This window comes from Azospirillum sp. A23 (assembly GCF_042938965.1).
Lineage (GTDB): Bacteria > Pseudomonadota > Alphaproteobacteria > Azospirillales > Azospirillaceae > Azospirillum > Azospirillum melinis.
In genome coordinates, this window is record NZ_CP170667.1 from 193254 (window position 1) to 214799 (window position 21546).

20 protein-coding genes and 1 other RNA gene are annotated in these 21546 nt (G+C 68.0%); 14 read left to right on the top strand and 7 right to left on the bottom strand.

The features are described 5' to 3' along the window. Nucleotides 1-39 precede the first annotated feature (39 nt). A complete protein-coding gene (locus tag ABNQ40_RS18235; protein WP_109051922.1) occupies nucleotides 40-2574 on the bottom strand; it encodes a methyl-accepting chemotaxis protein in 2535 nt (844 codons plus the stop codon). 274 nt (nucleotides 2575-2848) lie between these two features. Between ABNQ40_RS18235 and ABNQ40_RS18240 the strand changes: the two genes are divergently transcribed. The 6 genes from ABNQ40_RS18240 to upp all read left to right on the top strand — a co-directional run bounded on the left by ABNQ40_RS18240 (nucleotide 2849) and on the right by upp (nucleotide 8520). Next, nucleotides 2849-4744: an ABC transporter ATP-binding protein/permease gene (locus ABNQ40_RS18240; RefSeq protein ID WP_109051923.1), complete on the top strand. Its 1896-nt coding sequence runs from the start codon at nucleotides 2849-2851 to the stop codon at nucleotides 4742-4744. A gap of 23 nt (nucleotides 4745-4767) precedes the next feature. Next, nucleotides 4768-5343, top strand: coding sequence for a biliverdin-producing heme oxygenase (locus ABNQ40_RS18245; protein WP_109051924.1), 576 nt, complete (start codon nucleotides 4768-4770; stop codon nucleotides 5341-5343). Between the two features lie 72 nt (nucleotides 5344-5415). Next, nucleotides 5416-6129 (top strand): orotidine-5'-phosphate decarboxylase, encoded by a 714-nt coding sequence (pyrF, locus tag ABNQ40_RS18250; RefSeq protein WP_109051925.1) that lies wholly within the window; start codon nucleotides 5416-5418, stop codon nucleotides 6127-6129. Further along, a complete protein-coding gene (locus tag ABNQ40_RS18255) occupies nucleotides 6126-6770 on the top strand; it encodes a phosphoribosylanthranilate isomerase (RefSeq protein ID WP_109051926.1) in 645 nt (214 codons plus the stop codon). The genes pyrF and ABNQ40_RS18255 overlap by 4 nt, the downstream gene beginning before the upstream one ends. Before the next feature lie 95 nt (nucleotides 6771-6865). Next, the gene (locus ABNQ40_RS18260; protein WP_109051927.1) at nucleotides 6866-7774 is read left to right on the top strand and encodes a diguanylate cyclase; all 909 of its coding nucleotides are present in this window, start codon (nucleotides 6866-6868) and stop codon (nucleotides 7772-7774) included. A 95-nt stretch (nucleotides 7775-7869) separates the two neighbouring features. Continuing rightward, a complete protein-coding gene (gene upp, locus ABNQ40_RS18265; protein ID WP_109051928.1) occupies nucleotides 7870-8520 on the top strand; it encodes a uracil phosphoribosyltransferase in 651 nt (216 codons plus the stop codon). 103 nt (nucleotides 8521-8623) lie between these two features. Here the strand turns inward: upp and ABNQ40_RS18270 are convergent, their stop codons facing one another. After that, the gene (locus ABNQ40_RS18270; protein WP_109051929.1) at nucleotides 8624-9748 is read right to left on the bottom strand and encodes a DUF2235 domain-containing protein; all 1125 of its coding nucleotides are present in this window, start codon (nucleotides 9746-9748) and stop codon (nucleotides 8624-8626) included. 471 nt (nucleotides 9749-10219) lie between these two features. On the opposite strand from ABNQ40_RS18270, the gene hemA reads away from it, so the two are divergent. The 5 genes from hemA to ABNQ40_RS18295 all read left to right on the top strand — a co-directional run bounded on the left by hemA (nucleotide 10220) and on the right by ABNQ40_RS18295 (nucleotide 14908). Further along, nucleotides 10220-11434: a 5-aminolevulinate synthase gene (gene hemA, locus ABNQ40_RS18275; protein ID WP_109051930.1), complete on the top strand. Its 1215-nt coding sequence runs from the start codon at nucleotides 10220-10222 to the stop codon at nucleotides 11432-11434. A 205-nt stretch (nucleotides 11435-11639) separates the two neighbouring features. Next, nucleotides 11640-12185: a hypothetical protein gene (locus tag ABNQ40_RS18280; protein WP_109051931.1), complete on the top strand. Its 546-nt coding sequence runs from the start codon at nucleotides 11640-11642 to the stop codon at nucleotides 12183-12185. Nucleotides 12186-12318: 133 nt separating this feature from the next. Then, nucleotides 12319-13095 (top strand): Hpt domain-containing protein, encoded by a 777-nt coding sequence (locus ABNQ40_RS18285; RefSeq protein ID WP_109051932.1) that lies wholly within the window; start codon nucleotides 12319-12321, stop codon nucleotides 13093-13095. A 102-nt stretch (nucleotides 13096-13197) separates the two neighbouring features. Beyond that, a complete protein-coding gene (locus tag ABNQ40_RS18290) occupies nucleotides 13198-14082 on the top strand; it encodes an ABC transporter permease (RefSeq protein WP_109051933.1) in 885 nt (294 codons plus the stop codon). Between the two features lie 10 nt (nucleotides 14083-14092). After that, on the top strand, nucleotides 14093-14908 hold the full coding sequence (locus tag ABNQ40_RS18295) for an ABC transporter permease (protein WP_109051934.1): 816 nt from the start codon (nucleotides 14093-14095) through the stop codon (nucleotides 14906-14908). 3 nt (nucleotides 14909-14911) lie between these two features. On the opposite strand, the gene ABNQ40_RS18300 is transcribed toward ABNQ40_RS18295, so the two are convergent. Further along, nucleotides 14912-15157 (bottom strand): hypothetical protein, encoded by a 246-nt coding sequence (locus tag ABNQ40_RS18300; RefSeq protein ID WP_014248877.1) that lies wholly within the window; start codon nucleotides 15155-15157, stop codon nucleotides 14912-14914. Nucleotides 15158-15349: 192 nt separating this feature from the next. Between ABNQ40_RS18300 and ABNQ40_RS18305 the strand changes: the two genes are divergently transcribed. Next, on the top strand, nucleotides 15350-15772 hold the full coding sequence (locus ABNQ40_RS18305) for a thioesterase family protein (RefSeq protein WP_109051935.1): 423 nt from the start codon (nucleotides 15350-15352) through the stop codon (nucleotides 15770-15772). Nucleotides 15773-15811: 39 nt separating this feature from the next. Further along, on the top strand, nucleotides 15812-17143 hold the full coding sequence (locus ABNQ40_RS18310; RefSeq protein ID WP_109051936.1) for a class I SAM-dependent RNA methyltransferase: 1332 nt from the start codon (nucleotides 15812-15814) through the stop codon (nucleotides 17141-17143). 19 nt (nucleotides 17144-17162) lie between these two features. On the opposite strand, the gene recR is transcribed toward ABNQ40_RS18310, so the two are convergent. From recR to ffs, 4 genes are all read right to left on the bottom strand, one after another. After that, nucleotides 17163-17756, bottom strand: coding sequence for a recombination mediator RecR (gene recR / locus ABNQ40_RS18315; RefSeq protein WP_109051937.1), 594 nt, complete (start codon nucleotides 17754-17756; stop codon nucleotides 17163-17165). A 61-nt stretch (nucleotides 17757-17817) separates the two neighbouring features. Further along, nucleotides 17818-18141 carry a YbaB/EbfC family nucleoid-associated protein gene (locus tag ABNQ40_RS18320; RefSeq protein ID WP_063635355.1) on the bottom strand — a complete coding sequence of 108 codons (324 nt, stop codon included), beginning with the start codon at nucleotides 18139-18141 and terminating at the stop codon, nucleotides 17818-17820. Between the two features lie 3 nt (nucleotides 18142-18144). After that, entirely contained in the window at nucleotides 18145-20007 is a 1863-nt protein-coding gene (locus tag ABNQ40_RS18325; protein ID WP_109051938.1) for a DNA polymerase III subunit gamma/tau, read from the bottom strand. 104 nt (nucleotides 20008-20111) lie between these two features. Beyond that, nucleotides 20112-20209, bottom strand: an RNA gene (ffs, locus tag ABNQ40_RS18330) — signal recognition particle sRNA small type. Nucleotides 20210-20359: 150 nt separating this feature from the next. On the opposite strand from ffs, the gene ABNQ40_RS18335 reads away from it, so the two are divergent. Continuing rightward, entirely contained in the window at nucleotides 20360-21538 is a 1179-nt protein-coding gene (locus ABNQ40_RS18335; protein WP_109051939.1) for an AAA family ATPase, read from the top strand. The last annotated feature ends 8 nt before the right edge of the window (nucleotides 21539-21546 follow it).

The window sequence follows — 21546 nt, forward strand, 5'->3', positions numbered from 1 at the left end:
AGATGCACCGATCTGTTCAGAGGTGGTTTGCGCCCCCTCTCAGAACTCCTTCCAGTCGTCGTCGTCGCTGGTGCTGTGCTTCAGGACCGGGACCGCGGCGGTGGTGCGGGTGGAGGTGTCGGCGCGGGTGGCCGGCTTGGCCGTGGCCGTCGTGTGGACCGTCGCATGAGACGTGCCGTTGCCGCGGGCGGTGGGCTTCGCCGCCGGCTTGGCGGCGGTTCGGGTGGGAGCCGGAGCGCGGCGGGTGGTGGTGACCGCCGGTGCGGCCTGGACCGCCGCCATCGCGCGCGGCGCCGGGGCATAACCGAAGCCAACCGCGCCGAAGCCGGCCGCCTGATCGAACTTGAAGAAGCCGACCAGCGACTTCAGGTCGGTCGCCTGTCCGCTCATCGCCTGCGCGGCGGCGGTGGTCTCCTCCACCAGGGCGGCGTTCTTCTGGGTCATCTCGTCCATGTTGGCGACGGTCGAGTTGATCTCGTCCAGCGCCGTCGCCTGCTCGGCCGAAGCCGAGGCCATCTCGGCGATCAGGGTCGCCACCTGCTGCACGCCGGACACGATGCCCTGCAGCGCGTCGCCGGCCTTGCTGACCAGATCGACGCCGTCCTTCACCTGGGCATCGCTGTCCAGGATCAGGCCCTTGATCTCCTTCGACGCCTGGGCGGAGCGCTGGGCGAGCTGCCGCACCTCCTGCGCCACCACGGCGAAGCCGCGCCCGGCGTCGCCGGCCCGCGCCGCCTCCACCGCCGCGTTCAGCGCCAGAAGGTTGGTCTGGAAGGCGATCTCGTCGATGACGCCGATGATGTCGGTGATCTTGCGGCTGGACTGCTCGATCCGGCGCATCGCCTCGATGGCGGAACCGGCGACGCCGCCGCCCGATTCGGCGGAGCCGCGGGCCTGGGCCGCCATCACGTTGGCGCGCTGGGCGTTCTCGGCGTTGGAACGCACGGTCGCCCCCAGCTCTTCCATGCTGGCCGCGGTCTCCTCCAGTGAGGAGGCCTGCTGTTCGGTGCGGTCGGCGAGGTCGGAGGAGCCCAGCGACACCTCGGCGGCGGCGGCGGCGATGGTCTCGGCGGCCTGGCTGATCTGTCCGACGATCTCCGTCAGCCGGGTGGAGGTGGTGTTGACGTCGGTCTTCACCCGCTCGAAGGCGCCCTGGTAGTCGCGGGTGACGCGGCGGTTCAGGTCGCCCTGGGCCAGCGCCGCCAGCACCTCGCCCAAATCGGCGATCACCGCCTCCACCGTGTCGGTCAGGCGGTTGATGCCCTCCGACATGGTCCTGTAGAAGCCGTCCTTGCCGGCCAGATCGATGCGGCGCTCCAGGTCGCCCCTCGACACGGCGTCGATCAGGGTGGCGATCTCCTCGCCGATGGCCTGCTCGCGGGCGCGCTGGGCTTCGGCGGCGCGGCGTTCGGCCTCCAGCCTTTCGCGCTCGGCCTCGTCCATCCGCTTCTTCTCGATGGCGTTCTCCTTGAACACCAGCACGGCCTTGGCCATGCTGCCGATCTCGTCACGGTTGGCGAGCGCCGGCACGTCCACCGTCAGGTTGCCGGCGGCCAGTTCCGTCATCGTGCCGGTCATCTGCACCACCGGGCGGACGATGGAGCGCGCGGTGACCAGCGCCACGAGAACACCGATCACAAGGGCACCCACCGCCATGCCGATCATCAGCGTGCTGGTGTTGTCCATATCGTCCTGCGCGGCGGTCAGCACCGCCTTGCGGGCGTCGGTCTGCGCGAGGATGACCTTGTCCACCAGACCGGCGAATTCCTCCGCCTCCTGGGCCATGGTGGTGAAGGCCAGGGTCTGGGCGTCGTTCACGGCGATGACGACGCGGTTGAAGCTCTCCAGATAGCGGCTGCCGATCTGCACCGCCTCCTCGGCGGCCCGCTTCTGCAGCGGGTCGGCCAGACGGGGGGGAAGTGCGGAGGCCGCCTTGATGAAGCCGTCCATCCGGCTGCGCACCTCGTCCGCCGCCTTCGCCGACGGGTCCGTCAGGAAGCGCTGCGCGCTGAGACGGGCGAGGATCAGCGATTCCTGGGCCTGCCCGGCATAGGCGGCGGACTCGAAGTCGCCGGAGGCGATGCCGTTGGTGGCGACCCGGCTCAACCCCTCGCGCGCCTTCTCGCCCAGCGGCATCAACTCCTCCGACACCAAGCGGTCGCGCTGCTCGCGCAGCTTGACCAACTGGCCGAAATTGACGCTGTAGCCGTCGAACTGCTGGATCATGCGCTCGATGAGGGCGCGGCGTCCGGGGTCCTGCGAGGTGTCGCGGGCGGTCTGCAGCAACTCGCCGAGCTTCTTCTGCTGCGCCTGGATCGGCGCGATCAGCGCGTTGTTGCCCGAGAAGGAGTAGTTGAGCGCGTTGCGGCGCATGTCCGAGACCGAGCCGTCGATGTCGGAAATGCGGAGCGAGTTGTCGGAGATCGTCCCATAGCGGGTGAAGCCGCTCTGCACCGTCGACAGCGACCGCACGCCCAGCGCTGCCACCAGGACGAGGAGGGCGAGGATCAGAAGGAAACCCACCTGGATGCGGGTGCCCACCTTGAAACGGCCGGCGAAGCTGGCGTTCTGCATGGTCAAATGCCTTGGTCTGCGGATCGGATCGAACGCGATACGCCCGGCAGGGTAGAGGAAAGTGGTTTCCAGTCCGTTGCCATGGCGCAGGGAAATGCACGGAAAGCGCCCCTGGGGCGCGGCAAAATCGTGTCAAAGCCGTGACCCGGGGCTTTGACGATGCGGCAGCGGTCCCTAGGTTACGTCGCCTGCACAGCATTCGGGTGACGGTCCTTCGGGGGCCGGTTCCCCCTGGGCCGGCAGACATCACATTATAAGGCCACTGAAAACTCCGATGCGCCGCAGCCTCCCGCCGACCTCCGACACCAGCGCCTTCACCCGCCCGTCCGGCGACCTGCGGGCCGCGATCCGCTCGCTCGGCCCCTACATCTGGCCCCGCGATTCCGTGGAAACGCGGGTGCGGGTGGTGCTGGCGATGCTGCTGCTGATCGGCGCCAAGGTCGCCAACGTCTATGTGCCGATCTTCTACAAGCATGCGGTGGACGCGCTGACTCCTGCCAGCGCCGGAGGAACTGTGGGGCCGGGGGCCGCGGTGACCATTCCGCTGGGGCTGATCGTCGCATACGGCCTTGCCCGCGTGACCTCGCTGGTCTTCGCCGAGCTGCGCGACGCCGTCTTCGCAACGGTGGCGCAGCGGACCATCCGCCGGGTGGCGCTGTCGGTGTTCCGGCACCTGCACGCGCTGTCGCTGCGCTTCCATCTGGAACGCCAGACCGGCGGCCTGACCCGCTCGCTGGAGCGCGGAACCCGTGCTATCGAGTCGCTGCTGCGCTACACGCTGTTCTCCATCGTGCCGACGCTGGTGGAGATCGCGCTGGTCTGCGCCATCCTGTGGAAGCTGTTCAGCGTCTGGTTCGCGCTGGCGACCTTCGTCACGGTGATGGGCTACATCCTCTACACCTTCTTCGTGTCGGAATGGCGCATCAAGTTCCGCCGCCTGATGAACGACACCGACAGCAAGGCCAACACCAAGGCGATCGACAGCCTGCTGAACTATGAGACGGTCAAGTATTTCGGCAACGAGGAGCATGAGGCCCGCCGCTATGACGGCGCGCTGCAAAGCTACGAGAAGGCGGCGGTGCGCAGCCAGCAGAGCCTGTCGCTGCTGAATGTCGGGCAGTCGGCGATCATCTCGCTGGGGCTGGCGGCGGTGATGGGCATGGCCGCCAAGGGCATCGTCGACGGCAGCATGTCGCTGGGCGACTTCGTTCTGGTGAACACCTATCTGTTGCAGCTCTACCAGCCGCTGAATTTCTTCGGCGTCGTCTATCGCGAGATCAAGCAGTCGCTGATCGACATCGAGTCGATGGTGACGCTGCTGGCGGTCGACCGCGAGGTGGCCGACGGCCCCGATGCGAAGCCGCTGGCGATTGACGGGGCGGAGCTGAGCTTCGAAGGGGTGGAGTTCGGCTATGACCCGCGGCGGGCGATCCTGAAGGATGTCAGCTTCACCGTGCCGGCCGGCAGGACGGTCGCCATCGTCGGCCCGTCGGGGGCCGGCAAGTCCACCATCAGCCGGCTGCTGTTCCGCTTCTACGACGTCAATGGCGGCCGGGTGCTGATCGACGGGCAGGACATCCGCGGGGTGACCCAGGCGTCGCTCCGTGCCTCCATCGGCATCGTCCCGCAGGACACGGTGCTGTTCAACGACACCGTCTTCTACAACATCGCCTATGGCCGCCCCGGCGCCAGCCCGGCGGAGGTGGAGCGGGCGGCCCGGCTGGCCCACATCCACGACTTCATCATGGCGCTGCCCGACGGCTACCAGACGACGGTGGGCGAGCGCGGGCTGAAGCTGTCCGGCGGCGAGAAGCAGCGGGTCGCCATCGCCCGCACCATCCTGAAGGACCCGGCGATCCTGCTGTTCGACGAGGCGACCAGCGCGCTCGACACCCATACCGAGCGGGAAATCCAGGCCAACCTGCGCGAGGTCAGCCGCGGCCGCACCACGCTGGTGATTGCCCACCGGCTGTCCACCGTGATCGACGCCGACGAGATCCTGGTGCTGGAGGCCGGCCGGGTGATCGAGCGCGGCCATCACACCGACCTGCTGGCCGCCCGCGGCGCCTATGCCGCCTTGTGGGCACGGCAGCAGGAGGCCAGCCAAGCGGCGGTCGGGTCATCGACCGGGGGCCCGGCGCCGCTGCCCGGCGTGCTGGCGCCGACCTGAGCCGGAAGCGGGGAGCAGAGATCATGGGACCGGCAAGGCAGGCGCTGCGCGCCGCGACGCGGGAGAGCCACGACCGGCTGGACAAGGCCGAGGTGCTGCAGCCTCTGGTCCGGCCGGACATCACTCAGCCGCAATATGTCCGCGCGCTGGCCGTTCTTCACGGCTTCAACGCACCGGTGGAGCGGAGGCTGGGGGAGGCCGGGGGAGACGGCGCGGCGCGGCTGGCGCTGCTGCGTGAGGATCTGCGGGTGCTCGGCACCGACCCGGACGCGCTGCCGGAGATGGAGGGACTGCCGCCGCTGGACAGCGCGCCGGCCCGGCTGGCGGCGCGCTACGTGCTGGACGGCTCGGCCCATGGCGGGCGGGCGATGCTGCCGGGGATCACCCGAGCGCTGGGCCATGACGCCCGGCGCGGCGCCCGCTTTCTGGCATCGGACGGGCTGGACATGGCAGGGGCCTGGAAGGCGCTGATGGTCCGGCTGGAAGAGGAGCTTACCGACCCCGCCGCACTCGCCACCGCCTGTGCCACTGCCGCCGGCCTGTTCGCGGCGCTGGAGACGTGGACGGCCGAGCAGTGGATGGCGGAACTGAGGGGTTGAAACTGGCATCCGCTCCCGTCCCTTGCTAGGGTGCCGGACCATCCTCATCCGGGTTCTGGAGACCGCTTTCCCATGACCGCGCCAGCCTCGCGCATCTATTGCTCCGTCGACACCACCGAGATCGACGCCGCCCGCCGCATCGCCGGGCAGGTGGCGGGGGCCGTCGGCGGCATCAAGCTGGGGCTGGAGTTCTTCATCGCTCAGGGGCCGGCCGGTGTCCGTGCCGTGGTGGGCGAGGACGGACCGCCGCTGTTCCTCGACCTGAAGCTGCACGACATCCCCAACACGGTGGCCGGCGGCGTGCGCGCGGCGCTGCCGCTGAAGCCGGCCTTCATGACCATCCACAGCGCCGGCGGCCCGGCGATGATGCGCGCGGCGGCGGAGACGGCGGCCACCGCCGGCGCCGACCGGCCGAAAATCCTGGCCGTCACCGTGCTGACCAGCCTGGACGAGGACGATCTGGGTGCGGTCGGGCAGTCGGTGCCGGTGGCCGATCAGGTGGTGCGGCTGGCCAAGCTGGCCAAGGCGTCGGGGGTGGACGGCGTCGTCTGCTCGCCGGCCGAGGTGGCGCTGGTGCGCGCCGCCTGCGGCCCCGACTTCATCCTGATGGTGCCCGGCATCCGCCCGGCCTGGGCCGCCACCAACGACCAGAAGCGCTTCATGACCCCGGCGGAGGCGCTGGCCGCCGGCGCCGACCATCTGGTCATCGGCCGGCCGATCACCGCCGAGCCCGACCCGGCCGCCGCCGCCCGCCGCATCGTCGCCGAAATAGAGGGGGCCGCATGACCGTCGCCGCCAAGATCTGCGGGCTGAGCGAGCCCGAAAGCCTGCGCGCCGCCGTCGCCGGCGGGGCGCGCTATGTCGGGTTCGTCTTCTATCCGCGCAGCCCGCGCGCCATCGCCCCGCCGATGGCGGCGGAGCTGGCGCGGCTGCTGCCGACCGGCGTGCGCTCCGTCGGTCTGTTCGTCGACCCCGACGACGAGTTCCTGGAGCATGTCACCGGGCAGGTCCCGCTCGACCTGATCCAGCTGCACGGTGCCGAGACGCCGCGCCGCATCGTCGAGATCAAGAGCCGCTACGCCCTGCCGGTGATGAAGGCGATCAAGATCGGCGGGCCGGAAGATTTGACTGCGGCGCTGGAGGCGGCGGAGGTCGCCGACCGGCTGCTGTTCGACGCCAAGCCGCCGGCCAAGGTGTCGGCGCTGCCCGGCGGCAACGGCATCGCCTTCGACTGGACCATCCTGGCCGGGCGCCGTTGGCCGCGGCCCTGGATGCTGTCGGGCGGGCTGACGGTGGACAATGTCGCGGAGGCGGTGCGGGTCACCGGTGCCACCGAGGTCGACGTGTCGTCCGGCGTGGAGGACCGCCCCGGCCACAAGGATCCGGCGCTTGTCCGGTCCTTCCTTTCGGCGGTCGCCGCGCTTTGAGGATCCTTCTCCGGAATAGCGCCCTGTTTTAGACGAATGCTTCGGCTTATCTTGATCGCATGGCGGGACCCTTCGCCGTCGGCTAGGATGCGCCCATGAGCGATTCCACCACTCCGTCCACAACCGAGGCGCTTGGCGCCGTGCTCGATGAGCATCTGCGCTGGATCGGCCAGTGGCAGCGCGCCGTTTTCTACCGCGACGGCCGCGGTGGGGAACGATCGTCGGCCCCGGCCTCCTTCCAGACCTGGTGCCAGGCGGCCAGCCGCGACGACCTGCTGCAGCAGCCGGCGGTGCAGAAGCTGGCGAACCTGCACGAGCAGATGCACCGGCAGGCTCGGCTGATCCTGCTCAAGGCGTCGAGCGGCGAGCTGCCGACCGAGTCCGAGTATGAGGGGGTGATCGGCCGCTTCGAGGAGTTCATGCTGCATCTGCGGCGGATGGAGCGCGCCTTCGCCGCCGCCGCCTCCGGCCTGGATCCGCTGACCGGCCTGCGCACCCGCCGCGGCATGGGCGAGGCGCTGGAGCGCGAGCACAACCGCTACCGCCGCACCGGCCAGCCCTTCTGCGTCGCGCTGGCCGACATCGACAAGTTCAAGGGCATCAACGACAGCTACGGCCATGACATCGGCGACCGCGTGCTGGCGGCCACCGCCGCCGTCATCAGCCGGGGTGTCCGCAGCTTCGACGAGGCCTTCCGCATGGGCGGGGAGGAATTCCTGGTCTGCCTGAAGGAAACCGGGCTGGACGAGGGCTATGCGGTGATCGAGCGGCTACGCGTCGACCTGATGCGCTCGCCGGTGGTGCTGCCCGATGGCCGGGTGATCCCGGTCACCGCCTCCTTCGGGCTGGTGGAGGCGGTGGCCGACCTGACCGTCGACGATCTGGTGGTCTGCGCCGACCGCGCGCTCTACCAAGCCAAGAATTCCGGCCGCAACCGGGTGATCCGCTACGGCATCGACCGTCCGGAACCGAAGGCGGCGGTGGCGAAGGTGGGGCGGGGGTAGGGACAAACCGCAGCAGCCGGTCAGCCCCCTTGGCCCCGGCCCCCCAGGCGCGCTAGGATCGGGGCAACCATACCGTCAGCCGCGATCCGGATTCCATGCGCACCCTGCCCGAATTTCCCAACCTGTTCGTCCTCGACCATCCGCTGATCCAGCACAAGCTGACCCATATGCGGAACAAGGAGCGGTCGACCGGCGGGTTCCGCACCCTTCTGCGCGAAATCTCGCTGCTGATGGGCTATGAACTGACGCGCGACATTCCGCTGACCACCGAGCGGATCGAGACGCCGCTCCAGCCGATGGACGCCCCGGTGATCCTGGGCAAGAAGCTGGCCGTGGTGCCGGTGCTGCGCGCTGGGCTCGGCATGTCGGCCGGCCTGCTGGAGCTGGTGCCATCGGCGCGCGAGGGGCATATCGGCCTCTACCGCGACCATGACACCAAGCAGCCGCACGAATATCTGGTGAAGCTGCCGCCGGCCGACGGGCGGCTGTTCATCGTCGTCGACCCAATGCTGGCGACCGGCAACTCCGCCGCCCATGCCTGCGACGTGCTGAACCGCCACGGCGTGGACGACCAGAACATCCGCTTCATGGCGCTGGTCGCAGCACCCGAGGGCGTGCGCCGATTCCACGAGGCGCACCCGGACGTGAAGGTCTTCACCGCGGCGCTGGACAGCCATCTGGACGAGAACGCCTATATCGTTCCCGGCCTGGGCGATGCCGGCGACCGCATGTTCGGCACCAAGTAAGGACCGCCGGGCAAGCACTGCCGACGCCAAGGCAAGAACGGGGCGGGTGCCGGAGGACGGCCCCGCCCCGTTTTTTTTGCCTTTTCCCGCCGGGCCTTCGCCGTCAGCCGGCCGCAGTCGATGCTGGTGCCGGGGCCGGCTGCTGCACAGGCGGAACGCCGAACTGCGCCAGCGCCTTGCGGTAGCCGATGTTGGGCGGTGCGTAGCCCGTATCGCTGGCGGCGCGGTGCTGCACCGACTCGTGCAGGTTCTCCTGGCTGAAGGGCAGGACGCAGACCGGGCGGTAGTGGCGCGGCTGCACCAGTTCGCCGACCCCGTCGAGGAAACGGGCATAGGAATCGACGATGACGCCCAGGGCATTGCCGGGCGACACCTCCGGCACCCAGATGGGGTCGATGGCGAGGCCGCAGCCCTCGGCGTGCTCCATCATCCATTTCAGCGTGATGTCCGACAGCCTGTCGTCGTCATAGCCGCCGCCGACGTTCGAATGACAGCCGGCAAACCAGCGCTGCTCCATCCGCTGCGCCGGCTTCGCCTTCGGATCCCAGAGGTTGGCGGCGAAGGTCTTGCGATGCTCGTCGATCGCCAGCGCCTGGAAGGCGTTGCGGACAAGGCTGCTGAGTTCGGTGTCGTGGAAGCCGTACAGGTCCTGATCCAGCTGCTTGCAGATGCCGAGCGGCACGCCGAGCGCGCCCACCGTGTCCCAGACGCCGAGGAAATGGATCGGGATCAGCGTCGAACCGTTGGTGTCGCGGAACCGCTTTGCCTCACCCACGTCCGGACCGTCGTCCCGCTTGCGGTAGAGCGTGTAGGCGTCGTCCGTCTCGCCCAGCTTGTCGGCCGGCAGCAGCCCGGCATTGCGGATCAGCCCGACGAGGCTGCGGGCGGTGTAGGCGCCGCGCGAGAAGCCCAGGATGAAGACATGGTCGCCGTCGTTGTAGTGCGAGGCGAGGAACCGGTAGCCGTCCTTGATCTTCTTGTCGAGGCCGAGGCCGAAGGCCCCGCCGAAGATTTTGTCGAACCAGTCGTGGAGAAAGCCGCCCTTTTCATCGGTGCCGACACCGGAATCGTAATAGCAAACCTGTTCGGTATTGTCCGGTGCGGCGCCGAGGACCGACTTGTAGAACTTCCAGACGTTGGTCGATGTCTCGTTGTCCGTGTCGGGCTGGCTGCCGCTGCCCGGCTTGTTCCAGGTTCCGTCGAAACACAGGACGATCCGCTTGCCCATCTTCCTCTCCCCCCATCACATGAGTGCGCGCGAGGGATGATGACGGCGATATTTTTTCAACTTCAATAGATTTATTAAAATCGACCGCAACCCTGGAACGGGCGGCGCATCTTGCCGCAACCGTGTACGGTCTGTGGAACAGGCCGATGGATCACGGCAGACACGTGCACGTATTCCCGGACCTCCGCCATGGTTATCCGGCACATTCGGACCATGTTTCTGCCGATGAATTCAAGTCATCGCCGTGCCAATGGCCTGTCCGCGGGACGCCGACATGCGGCATCCGCAGGGCATGGGAGCTTGCCACTTGTGCGAAGGTCTCATGCGGCGGCGGCTTGATTTCGATCAATGCCGGGTGGCATGCCGGGACGGATCATGCCATCCTCTTCGACGCGCCGGACGAATGGCCTAGCCCCTAAGTCTGAAACCGGCGCCGCCGACCGTGTGGATGAACGCGAACGGGAACGCGCGATGGATTACGAAACTTTCTTCCGCAACCAGATTGCGACCCTGAAGCAGGATGGCCGCTACCGCGTGTTCGCCAATCTGGAGCGCCATGCCGGCAATTTCCCGACGGCGACCTTCCGCGATTCCCACGGGCGCGAGCGTCCGGTCACGGTGTGGTGTTCCAACGACTATCTCGGCATGGGCCAGCACTCCAGCGTGCTGAAGGCGATGCACGACGCGCTGGACCAGGTCGGCGCCGGCGCCGGCGGCACGCGCAACATCTCCGGCACCAACATCTACCATGTGCTGCTGGAACGCGAGCTGGCCGACCTGCACCACAAGGAAGCGGCGCTGCTCTTCACCTCGGGTTATGTGTCGAACGACGCGACGCTGACCACGCTGGGCAAGATCCTGCCCAACTGCGTGATCCTGTCGGACGCGCTGAACCACAACTCGATGATCACCGGCATCCGCAACTCGGGCGCCGAAAAGCACATCTTCCGCCACAACGACCCCAAGCATCTGGATGAGCTGCTGTCGGGCATCGCCCCCGGCCGTCCCAAAGTGGTGGCGTTCGAAAGCGTCTATTCGATGGACGGCGACATCGCCCCCATCGCCGACCTGTGCGACGTTGCCGACAAGCACGGCGCCATGACCTATCTCGACGAGGTGCACGCCGTCGGCATGTACGGTGCCCGCGGTGCCGGCGTGGCCGAGCGCGACGGCGTCATGGACCGGCTGACCATCGTCGAGGGCACGCTGGGCAAGGCCTTCGGCGTCCAGGGCGGCTACATCACCGGCTCCACCGCGCTGATCGACTGCGTCCGCAGCTTCGCCGCCGGCTTCATCTTCTCCACCTCGCTGTCGCCGGTGATGGCGGCGGGGGCGCTGGCCTCCATCCGTCACCTGAAGCACAGCCAGACCGAACGAGCGCATCACCAGGAACGCGCCGCCACGCTGAAGCGGATGTTCGCCGACGCCGGCCTGCCGGTGATGCCGTCGATGAGCCACATCGTGCCGCTCATGGTCGGCGACGCCCACCGCTGCAAGCGCGCCTCGGACGAACTGCTCGACCGGCACAACATCTACGTCCAGCCGATTAACTACCCCACCGTTCCGCGCGGGACGGAGCGGCTGCGCTTCACCCCGACCCCGCTGCACACCGATGCGCAGATGGGCATGCTGGTCGATGCGCTGCTGGATGTGTGGAGCCGGCTCGACCTGCGCCTCGCCGCCTGAGCGGGGCTTCTGAAAACAGGTTCGGAAAGACCCTTTTGGCGATAAGGACGTTTTGCCCCCTGGACAGACGGCGCGCGCATCCCTACTTTGAGGGGTAGTGTTGCGACCGGTTCGCAGCTTCAGTGCTGCGGATCGGCCGTCGCCCTTGCCGTCCTTTCCGTTTTTCCGGGGCTTCGCATCCAGCGGCTCGCCTAGGGGGTTCGCCATGTACCGTGACAACTCGCTGATGCCGAAGGAGGCCGTGCGCCTCGTCGTCCTGGGCACGCTGATCCAGGGTGGGCCGCTGCGCTACGCCGATCTGGCCGGCTCCGTCCGTCATTTCCTAGACCGCATGATGGGTCCGTCGCTGGACCTGATGGGCACCTCGTTGGAGATGCTGCGCTACGAAGGGCTGATCGAGGCGCTGGACGGCAGCGGCATGGAAGACAATGCCCTGCTGGGTCCGACCGAAGCCGGCCGGGCGGAGTTCGACACGCTGATGCGCGCCAATGTCCGCGCGCCGTCGGCCGACGGGCTGAACAAGCTGGTCATCGCGCTGAAGCTGCGCTTCCTGCATCTGCTGGATGTCGAGTCGCAGCGCGACCAGATCGACAATCTCGTGGTGCTTAGCGAGACCGAGCTGGCGCGGTTGGGCGACCTGAAGCGGGCGGATGTCGGCAGTGACGGCCATTTCGCCTCGTGGCTGGATCGGGACATCGCCCAGACGGAAGAGCGTCTGGCCTGGTTCCAGAAGCTGCTCGCCCGGCTCTGATCACCCTTTAAAACCAGTGGTTTTGTTGCGCGCGGCGCGCCCTTTCGAATAGGGGCGCGCCGCGTCTGTTTCGGCGCAAGGATTTGGTGTACCTTCGGGTTACCCCTTTCCCTCCCCAGCCGGAATCCGCTCCATGGCCTCGCACATGTCGACCGACGACCTCGAAGACCGCTTGCGCATGGAGTTCGTGGACGACGCGCGCGATCGGCTGGAGCTGATGAACGCGACGCTGGCGGACCGCGTGAAGGGCCAGCGCAGCGATGTGGAAACCATCGGCGTCCTGCGGCTGGAAGCCCACAATTTCAAGGGCATGGGCACCAGCTTCGGCTATCCCACCGTCAGCCTCGTCGCCCACCGGCTGGAGGATTACCTCAGCGGCCTGAAGCGGCTGGACGAGAAGCAGTTGGTCGATGCCCAGATCTTCATCGACCGCATTTCCGAACTGGTCGACCGCGCCGAACAGCCGCTGCTGGCCGAGACCAACCGGATCATCCGCGCCCTGCCGGTGCGCTACGAGTTCCAGGTCACCGACGTCGATGTCCGCAACGTCGAGATCATGCTGGTCACCCCGTCCAAGGTCGTCGCCAAGAAGCTGGGGACGGAGCTGGCCGCGTGCGGCTTCCGCACCATGACGGTGACCGACCCCATCGAATCGATCAGCCTTGCCGTGCGCGTGCCGCCGGACATGGTCATCGCCTCGATGGTGATGGACGGCCTGTCCGGCCTGGACCTGATCCGCGGCCTGCGCGCCATGAGCGTGACCCAGCATGTGCCGATGGCGCTGCTGACCTCGCTGAACCTCGACCACCCGTCGCTGAAGGAAATCCCCTACGGCGTCTCCGTCATCCGCGTCGGCGAGCATTTCGGCGACGACTTCGCCGCCGTGGTGGCCAAGCACAATCTCGGCTGAGATTCCCTCTGCTGAACGTCATCGTCATATAGCGGCGCTTGCGCCGGCGGGAATCCCCATGTTAGGCGTCAAACCGGTCCCACAGGCTGGAGCAGTGCCCGAATGACGGAGGTTCTTCGCCGGTACGGCCCGGTTCTGACCGGGGTGATCCTGCTGGCCGTGGCGGTCTGGCTGGCTCTGCTGGTGCTGCTGCCGCAGCTGATGATGATCGGCTTCTCCTTCCGGCCGTCGCTGCCGCCGTCCAAGATCGGCGGTCCGGAGGATGTGTTCACGGTCAGGAACTACCTGACCCTGTGGACCAACCAGATCCATCTGTCGATCTTCCTGAAGACGATCTGGGCCAGCGCGCTGGTCACCGCGACCACGCTGGCCGTCTGCTATCCGGTCGCCTACTATCTGGCGCAGGTGGTGCCGAAGCGGCGGCTGCCGCTGCTGATCCTGATGCTGGTCGTGCCCTTCTGGATCAACGAGCTGCTGCGCACCTTCTCCTGGTACATCATCCTGGCCTTCAACGGGCCACTGAACGCGATTCTGCTGGGGCTGGGCATCATCGACGAGCCGCAGCGCTTCCTGGGCGGCGACGCCGGGGTGATCGTCGGCATGGTCTATGTCTACATCCTGTTCATGGTCTTCCCGCTGTACAACGCCATCGAATCGCTGGACCGCAACCAGATCGAGGCGGCGCGGGACCTCGGCGCCGGCTGGCTGCGCATCCACCGCCGCATCGTGCTGCCGCACGCCAAGCCGGGCATCGCGGTCGGCTGCATCATGACCTTCATGCTGGCCGCCGGCAGCTATGCCGTGCCGGCCCTGCTGGGCGGGCCGAACAGCCGCTGGTTCACCGAGATCATCTACAATTGGTTCTTCGAAGGCGGGAACTGGAACCAGGGGGCGGCCTACGCCTTCATCCTGCTGGTGCTGTGCATCGGCTTCATCCTCGGCGCGATGCGGCTGTTCCGCGTCGGGCTGGCGGATATCGCGAAATGAGCCTCAAGCCATGACCGCTGCCCGCTTCCGCCGCCTGCTGACCGGCGCCTATCTGATGCTGTTCTTCGGCTATCTGTTCCTGCCGCTGGGCATCATGGCGGCGGCGACCTTCAACAGCAGCCGTTTTCCCACGGTGACGCCCTGGATGGGCTTCACGCTCGGCTGGTTCCAGGCACTGTGGGAGGATCAGCGCATGTGGGCGGCGCTGGGCACCAGCCTGCTGGTGGGGGCGGGGGTGATCGCACTGGCCGTGCCGCTGGGGCTGGCGGCGGCCCTGCTGCTCGACCGGCTGCACAGCCGGGCCAAGACCGTCCTCTATGCGCTGATGGTGTCGCCGCTGCTGACGCCGGGGGTGATCGTCGGCATCTCGACGCTGGTGTTCTGGCGGGAGTGGTTCGGGGTCAGCGGCGGGCTGTTCCTGACCGTGGTGGCGCAATCCAGCTTCATCGCCGCCTATGCCATGCTGCTGTTCTCGGCAAGGCTGGAGCGGTTCGATCCGGCGCTGGAGGAGGCCGCACTCGACCTCGGCGCCACGCATGGGCAGGTGTTCCGGCGCATCACGCTGCCGTACCTGATGCCGGCGATCCTGTCGGCGGCCCTGCTGGCCTTCCTGCAGAGCTTCGAAAACTACAACACCACGCTGTTCGTGCGCGGGCTGGACACCACGCTGACCGTCTACATCGCGACCAAGGTGCGCACCGGCCTGACACCGGCGGTCAACGCGCTGTCGCTGGTGCTGATCGCGCTGACCATCCTGGGCGCCGTCGTCTACGAGATCCTGCGCCGGCGCGAGGCGCGCCGGCAGGCAGGGTCCGTAACCGCTTGATCCTCAGTCCTCTTCCGCCTCGTCGGCGTCCGCCTCGATCTGGGCGGCGAGATCGCGCAGCATGTCGATGACGTCTTCGTGGCTGGTCTCGTCCACGGCGGCGTTCACCGCGGCCTCGATCATGGCGACGGCGATGTAGGGGCCGAGCGGGCCACCTTCCTTGATCGCCTCATCCAGGTGCTTTTCGGCGATCGACAGCGCCTTTTCGAACAGCGCCTCGGCCGTCTGGTTGGTGGTGTCCTTGCTCATCGTCCGGTCCGTTGCGGAGGGTTGGTCCGACTCCAATAACACGGCCAATCGGGGATTGGCGCGGGAATTCGCGGGCCACCCTGGAAATATGGATGCAAGCCGGGGCAGCAGGGCGCGAAGCCGGGCTTGCGCCGCTCCGGGCCATACGCCACAGTCCGGAGACGCATTGACCTATACGGCAAGGAAGACGGCATGACCGGCACGCCCGACCTGAGCAAACCCGACCTCTACCGCTTCTGGTGGGAGGAGCGCGTGCGCTTCAACGATCTCGACGCGGTGGGGCACGTCAACAACAACGCCCTCGGCGTCTATTTCGAGCAGGCGCGCGTTGCTCTGATAAACACGGTCGGCGGCTTTACCCCCGAGGTTCCCTGGACCGTCGTGCTGGCGCGCAGCCTGATCGAATACAAGGCGGAGCTGCTCTATCCCAACACGGTGCGGGTCGGCGCGCGGACGCTGCGGCTGGGCACCAGCTCGATCACGCTGGGCTGCGCCATTTTCCTGGGCGACCGCTGCATCGCCACCCAGGAGGCGGTGGCGGTGATCGTCGACAAGGCTGCCCATCGCCCGACGCCGATCCCGGAACCGTTGCGCGCCAAGCTGCTGGAGGCGTAAAGGGAGGCGCTCCACACCTGTATCCAACGGACCCCCGACATGACGCGTCCCGCCAAGCGCCCCTTCGCCAAGGGGCGCCAGCCGACCCGCAAGACCGCCGCGCCGCCCCGTGACGTAAAGGAGATGGAGGTGTCCATCGCCGACGTCGGTGCGCGTGGCGACGGGATCGCCTTTGCCGAGGGGCTGCGCCTGTTCGTGCCCTATACGGTGACGGGTGACCGCGTGCGTGTACGTGCTGCCGACAGCGATGGGAAGGGGGAAGGCGTACGGGCCGAACTGCTTGAGGTGCTTGAGCCCGGAACCGGCCGCCAGACTCCGCCCTGCTGCCATTTCGGCCGCTGCGGCGGCTGTACGCTCCAGCAGATGAACGATCCGACCTACGCCGCCTGGACCGTCGGGATGGTGCGCGGAGCGCTGGAGCGGGTCGGGCTTGGCGATGTCCGGATGGAGCCGTTGGCACGGACGCCCGCCGGCGCCCGCCGCCGCGCCCGTTTTGCGGCGCTGAAGCGCGGCAAGCGGGTCTGGTTCGGCTTCAACGAGCGGCAGAGCCACCGGCTGGTCGATCTGGAGGAATGCCCGGTCCTGTCGCCCCGGCTGTTCACGCTGGTGGAGCCTTTACGGACCCTGCTGAACGGTCTGCTGCCGGATGGCGGGGACGCAGATGTGGTGCTGACCGATCTGGAGGGCGGGGTCGATCTGCTGCTGGTCGGGCCGCGCAGCCTGGACCGCGCGGCGCGTGAGGTGCTGGTCGGGTTCGAGCCGGAACGCATCGCCCGCATCGCCTGGCAGCCGACCGACCGCGCGGCAGCGGAGCCGGTGGCGAACCGCCGGCCGGCCTTCATCCGTTTCGCAGGCGTTCCGATCCAGCCGCCGCCCGGCGCTTTCCTCCAGGCGAGTGCGGAGGGCGAGGCGGCCCTGGTCGCCGCGGTGCGTGAGGGGGTGGGGCAGGCCGCCCGCATCGCCGACCTGTTCGCGGGCATCGGCACCTTCTCCATTCCGCTTGCGCAACAGGCGGCGGTGCATGCGGTGGAGGGCGACGAGGCGGCGGTGGCGGCGCTCGGCCGTTCGGTGCAGGGGCTGCGGCTGACGGCGGAGCGGCGCGACCTGTTCGAGAACCCGCTGAGCGCCAAGGAACTCAATCGTTACGATGCCGTCGTGTTCGACCCGCCGCGGGCCGGTGCCGCGGCCCAGGCGGCGGCGCTCGCCGGAGCCAGAGTGCCGCGGGTGGTGGGCGTGTCCTGCAACCCCGCCAGCTTCGCCCGCGACGCGCGGGTGCTGGTGGATGGCGGCTATCGTCTGGTGAAAATCTGGCCGGTCGACCAGTTCCTGTGGTCGGCCCATGTGGAACTGGTCGGGCTGTTCGAGCGGTGAGAGGCCGGCACATCCCGGACTAGAGCGGGCGCCGTGCCTTCAGCGCCGCGGTCAGCGTGCCGTCGTCGAGATAGTCAAGCTCGCCGCCCACCGGGACGCCGTGGGCAAGGCGGGAGACCGACACGTCGGACTCGGTCAGGCGGTCGGTCACCACATGGGCGGTGGTCTGGCCGTCGACGGTGGCATTCAGCGCCAGGATGATCTCGCGCACCGCCGGGTCCTTGGCGCGCTCGGCGAGGCCGGCCAAGTTAAGATCGTCGGGGCCGACACCCTGGAGTGCCGACAGCAGGCCGCCCAGCACGTGATAGGTGCCGCGGAAGGCGCGGGTGCGTTCCAGCGCCCACAGGTCGCCGGCATCCTCGACCACGCAGATGACCGAGCGGTCGCGGGTGGGGTCGGAGCAGACGGTGCAGGGGTCGCGGCTGTCGAGGTTGCCGCAGACGGAGCAGGCGCGGATCGATTCGCCGGCCGCCGCCATTGCTTCCGACAGCGGGATCAGCAGGCTGTCCCGCCGCTTCATCAGATGCAGCGCCGCCCGCCGCGCCGACCGGGGACCGAGTCCCGGCAGCTTGGACAGCAGCTGGATCAGGCGTTCGATTTCAGGTCCGATCATCGATGTGCAAATCCGCCTCTCCCCTCCGGGGAGAGGGGACTTTCACAAAAGACTGTCAGGATCAGAACGGCAGCTTGATGCCCGGCGGCAGCTTCAGGCCGCCCATCATCTTCGAGGTTTCCTCGGCGACGTGCTGCTCGACCTTCTTCTTGGCGTCGTTGAAGGCGGCGACGATCAGGTCTTCCAGAACCTCGACGTCCTCGGGATCGACGACGGACTTGTCGAGCTTGACCTTCTTCATCTCGCTCTTGCCGTTGACGGTCACGACCACCATGCCGGCGGCGCTCTGGCCGGTCACTTCGACCTGCTCCAGGCTCGCCTGCATTTCCTGCATCTTGGCCTGCATCTGCTGGGCCTGCTTCATCATGTTGCCGATATTCTTCATCGGTCAGTACTCTCCTTCGTCGTCGAGGGGGTAATAGACCCCGTCGTCCTGCTGCTGAACCATGAAATCGGGTGTCTCGCCGTCATCCGCAACCGCCGCGCTCTCCGCGGCGGCAACTTCCGCAAGGTCGCGGACATCGATGATCTTCGCCCCGCTGAACGTGTCGAGCACGGCGCGCACCACCGGGTTGGCTTCCGCCTCCGCCCAGGCGCGGTGCTTTTCGGCCTTGTCCTGCTCGGCCAGCGTCGGCTGGGCCGGGCCTTCCGACAGCGCGACGATCCAGCGCTGGCCGGTCCATTCGGTCAGGAACTGCCCGACCTTGGCCGGCAGGGTCGGCGGGGCGGCAGGGCGGAGCTTCAGCTCCAGCGTGCCCGGCTCCATGCGGACCAGTTGGACCGTCTCCATCAGATAGCCGTAGAGCGCGCCTTCGCGCCGGTCGGAGAACAGCTGCACCAGCGCACGGAAGTCGTGCGGCATCGGCGACAGCTCCTCGCCGTCCGGGATGACGGCCGGGGCGGGGGCCGCCTGCGCCACCGGGGCGCTTTGCGGCTGGGCCGAGCCCATGGAGCGGGCGACGGCATGAGTGGACTGGCTGGCGACTGCGACGGGGCCGCCGCCACCGCCGGGGCCGCGGCCCATCGGCGCGCCATTTGCACCGCCATTGGCCTGCTGGGCCTGGAACTGGCGGATCAGTTCGCCCGGAGTCGGCAGGTCGGCGGCATAGGACAGGCGGACGATCACCATCTCCAGCGCCTGCTGCGGCACCGGGGCGGCCTGCACCTCGTTCAGCCCCTTCAGCAGAAGCTGCCAGGCGCGGGTCAGCGCCGGCATGCCGAGCTTGGAGGACAGGCTGGCTCCGCGCGTGCGCTCGGCCTCCGGCAGGGAAGGGTCGTTGGCGCTGTCGGGCACCACCTTCAGGCGGGTCAGATTGTGGACGAGATCCAGCAGGTCCTGGAGGATCACCACCGGGTCGGCACCGACTCGGTGCAGGTCGGACAGGATGTCCATCGCTTCGGCCGGCTTGGCGGAGACGGCGGCCTCGAACAGGTCGATGACGCGGGTGCGGTCGGCCAGCCCCAGCATGTCGCGCACCTGCTGCGCGGTGACGGTGCCGGCGGCCAGCGCAATCGCCTGATCGAGCAGCGACAGCCCATCGCGCACCGACCCGTCGGCGGCCCGCGCGATCAGCGAGGCGGCGTCGCCTTCGATGCCGGCGCCTTCCAGGGCGGTGACGCGGGTGAAATGCTCCTTCAGCACCTGGGCGTCGACGCGGCGCAGGTCGAAGCGCTGGCAGCGCGACAGCACCGTCACCGGCACCTTGCGGATCTCGGTGGTGGCGAAGACGAACTTCACATGGCTCGGCGGTTCTTCAAGCGTCTTCAGGAGCGCGTTGAACGCGCTCTTGGAGAGCATGTGGACCTCGTCGATGATGTAGAGCTTGTAGCGGGCCGAGACAGGCGAGTAGCGCACGCCGTCGATGATCTCGCGGATGTCGTCGACGCCGGTGTGGCTGGCGGCGTCCATCTCCATCACGTCGACGTGGCGGTCCTCGGCGATGGCGCGGCAATTGTCGCAGACGCCGCAGGGGCTGACCGTTGGCCCGCCGGTGCCGTCCGGCCCGGTGCAGTTCAGCGCGCGGGCGATGATGCGGGCGGTGGTGGTCTTGCCGACGCCGCGCACGCCGGTCAGCATGAAGGCCTGGGCGATGCGGCCGGACTGGATGGCATTGGTCAGGGTGCGGACCAGCGCGTCCTGGCCGATCAGCTCGTCGAAGGTCTTCGGCCGGTATTTGCGCGCCAGCACCCGGTAAGCCTGCCCGGTGGCGGGAGCGGAAGCGGCGGTGATTTCGGCGGTGGTATCGGTCACGCGGCTGGCCTGTCGAAACGACGGGAGGGGAATTTCGGGCCGCAGGATAGCGTCCCGGCACCGCGCTGTCGCCGTCTGTTTCGTGCTGGCAATTTTTGCTGAGGGTGGGAGACTGGACGAACGACCCGAGCCGTAACTCGTTGCGGCTGCTTCCTTCCGGACCTGACCGGGTTGGCGAGGGACTCGTCCGACGCCAGTCTCCCGCCGCTTTTATGACCATTCGTGTGGGCGGATGCAAGGGGAAACGGTTGGTGCGCACGGGTCGTTGCGCAGTCCGCAGCGGACTATTGAAGATTATTTTTCAGACTATAAATTATGGTTCGCTCCATAATTGGTCCTAAAGAGGCCGCCCGTGCCGTCCCACCCTGCCTCCACGCCTGCACAGAAGTTCCTGTTTCACCGCCCGAAGCTGGCGGCGGCGCTGGCCGACATCGTGACGGGGGACGCGCCGATCGGGGCGGAGCCGACGCTCTGTCTGGCAGCACCGCGGCGGACCGGCAAGAGCACATTCCTGCGCCACGATCTGGGGCCGGAGCTTGAAGGGCGCGGCATCCTCGCGGTCTATGTCGATCTGTGGTCGGACATGGCGGCCGACCCGGCGCATCTGATCGCGGAGGCATTGAAGGCTGAGCTTCGCCAGGCCGACAGCCTGCCGGTCAAGGCGGTGCGGGCGGTCGGACTCAGCAAGCTGGGCATAGGCGGCGTCTCGGTCGACGTCGACCGGATCGGGCAGGCGCAGGGGACCACGCTGGCCGACGCGCTGGAGGCGCTGTTGGAGCGGACGCACAAGCGGATCGCCCTGCTGGTGGATGAAGCGCAGCACGCGCTGACGACCGAGGCCGGGCTGAACGCCATGTTCGCGCTGAAGGCGGCGCGCGACCGGCTGAACACCAGGGACGATGCGCGCGACGGTCCGAATCTGATGATCGTGCTGACCGGATCTCACCGCGACAAGCTGAGCCGGCTGGTGCTGAACCGCGACCAACCCTTCTTCGGAACCAGCGTCCGCAGCTTTCCGCTGCTCGACCGCGCCTATACCGACGCCTACACCACTTGGATCAACGAGCGGCTGGCCGAGGGCAACCGGTTCGACGCGGACGATGTCTTCGCAGCCTTCGACGCGGTAGGGCGGCGGCCCGAGGCCCTGATGCGGATCCTGTCGGATGCGGCGCTGCTGGTCGGCGATGCCGGCGACCTGAAACGTGCGTTGGCGGACGGCGCGACCGAGCTTCGCCAGCGGGTGTGGGAAGACTACGAGTTCGCATGGTCGGGGCTGACGCCGTTGCAGCAGGCAGTGGTCGAACGGCTGGCGCTGGAGGGGCCGCAATCCGCTCCCTTCTCCGCTCCGGCTCTGCAAGCCTATGCCGATGCGGTCGGGGAGATGGTGGAGCCGCCGGCCGTCCAGGCGGCCATCGAGGCGCTGCGGCAGAAGAATATCCTGTGGCGGTCAGCACGCGGACAATATGCGCTGGACGATCAGGGCTTGGCGGAGTGGCTGAAGATGAGGGCGGAACGGGTTGGACAGGGATGAAAAAGCAA

Coding starts and splice junctions, on each gene's coding strand:
- ABNQ40_RS18240 (WP_109051923.1), top strand. CDS start 2,849: ATGCGCCGCAGCCTCCCGCCGACCTCCGACACCAGCGCCTTCACCCGC.
- ABNQ40_RS18280 (WP_109051931.1), top strand. CDS start 11,640: ATGTACCGTGACAACTCGCTGATGCCGAAGGAGGCCGTGCGCCTCGTC.
- hemA (WP_109051930.1), top strand. CDS start 10,220: ATGGATTACGAAACTTTCTTCCGCAACCAGATTGCGACCCTGAAGCAG.
- pyrF (WP_109051925.1), top strand. CDS start 5,416: ATGACCGCGCCAGCCTCGCGCATCTATTGCTCCGTCGACACCACCGAG.
- ABNQ40_RS18260 (WP_109051927.1), top strand. CDS start 6,866: ATGAGCGATTCCACCACTCCGTCCACAACCGAGGCGCTTGGCGCCGTG.
- ABNQ40_RS18310 (WP_109051936.1), top strand. CDS start 15,812: ATGACGCGTCCCGCCAAGCGCCCCTTCGCCAAGGGGCGCCAGCCGACC.
- ABNQ40_RS18255 (WP_109051926.1), top strand. CDS start 6,126: ATGACCGTCGCCGCCAAGATCTGCGGGCTGAGCGAGCCCGAAAGCCTG.
- ABNQ40_RS18270 (WP_109051929.1), bottom strand. CDS start 9,748: ATGGGCAAGCGGATCGTCCTGTGTTTCGACGGAACCTGGAACAAGCCG.
- ABNQ40_RS18290 (WP_109051933.1), top strand. CDS start 13,198: ATGACGGAGGTTCTTCGCCGGTACGGCCCGGTTCTGACCGGGGTGATC.
- ABNQ40_RS18285 (WP_109051932.1), top strand. CDS start 12,319: ATGGCCTCGCACATGTCGACCGACGACCTCGAAGACCGCTTGCGCATG.
- ABNQ40_RS18300 (WP_014248877.1), bottom strand. CDS start 15,157: ATGAGCAAGGACACCACCAACCAGACGGCCGAGGCGCTGTTCGAAAAG.
- ABNQ40_RS18305 (WP_109051935.1), top strand. CDS start 15,350: ATGACCGGCACGCCCGACCTGAGCAAACCCGACCTCTACCGCTTCTGG.
- ABNQ40_RS18235 (WP_109051922.1), bottom strand. CDS start 2,574: ATGCAGAACGCCAGCTTCGCCGGCCGTTTCAAGGTGGGCACCCGCATC.
- ABNQ40_RS18245 (WP_109051924.1), top strand. CDS start 4,768: ATGGGACCGGCAAGGCAGGCGCTGCGCGCCGCGACGCGGGAGAGCCAC.
- upp (WP_109051928.1), top strand. CDS start 7,870: ATGCGCACCCTGCCCGAATTTCCCAACCTGTTCGTCCTCGACCATCCG.
- ABNQ40_RS18320 (WP_063635355.1), bottom strand. CDS start 18,141: ATGAAGAATATCGGCAACATGATGAAGCAGGCCCAGCAGATGCAGGCC.
- ABNQ40_RS18295 (WP_109051934.1), top strand. CDS start 14,093: ATGACCGCTGCCCGCTTCCGCCGCCTGCTGACCGGCGCCTATCTGATG.
- recR (WP_109051937.1), bottom strand. CDS start 17,756: ATGATCGGACCTGAAATCGAACGCCTGATCCAGCTGCTGTCCAAGCTG.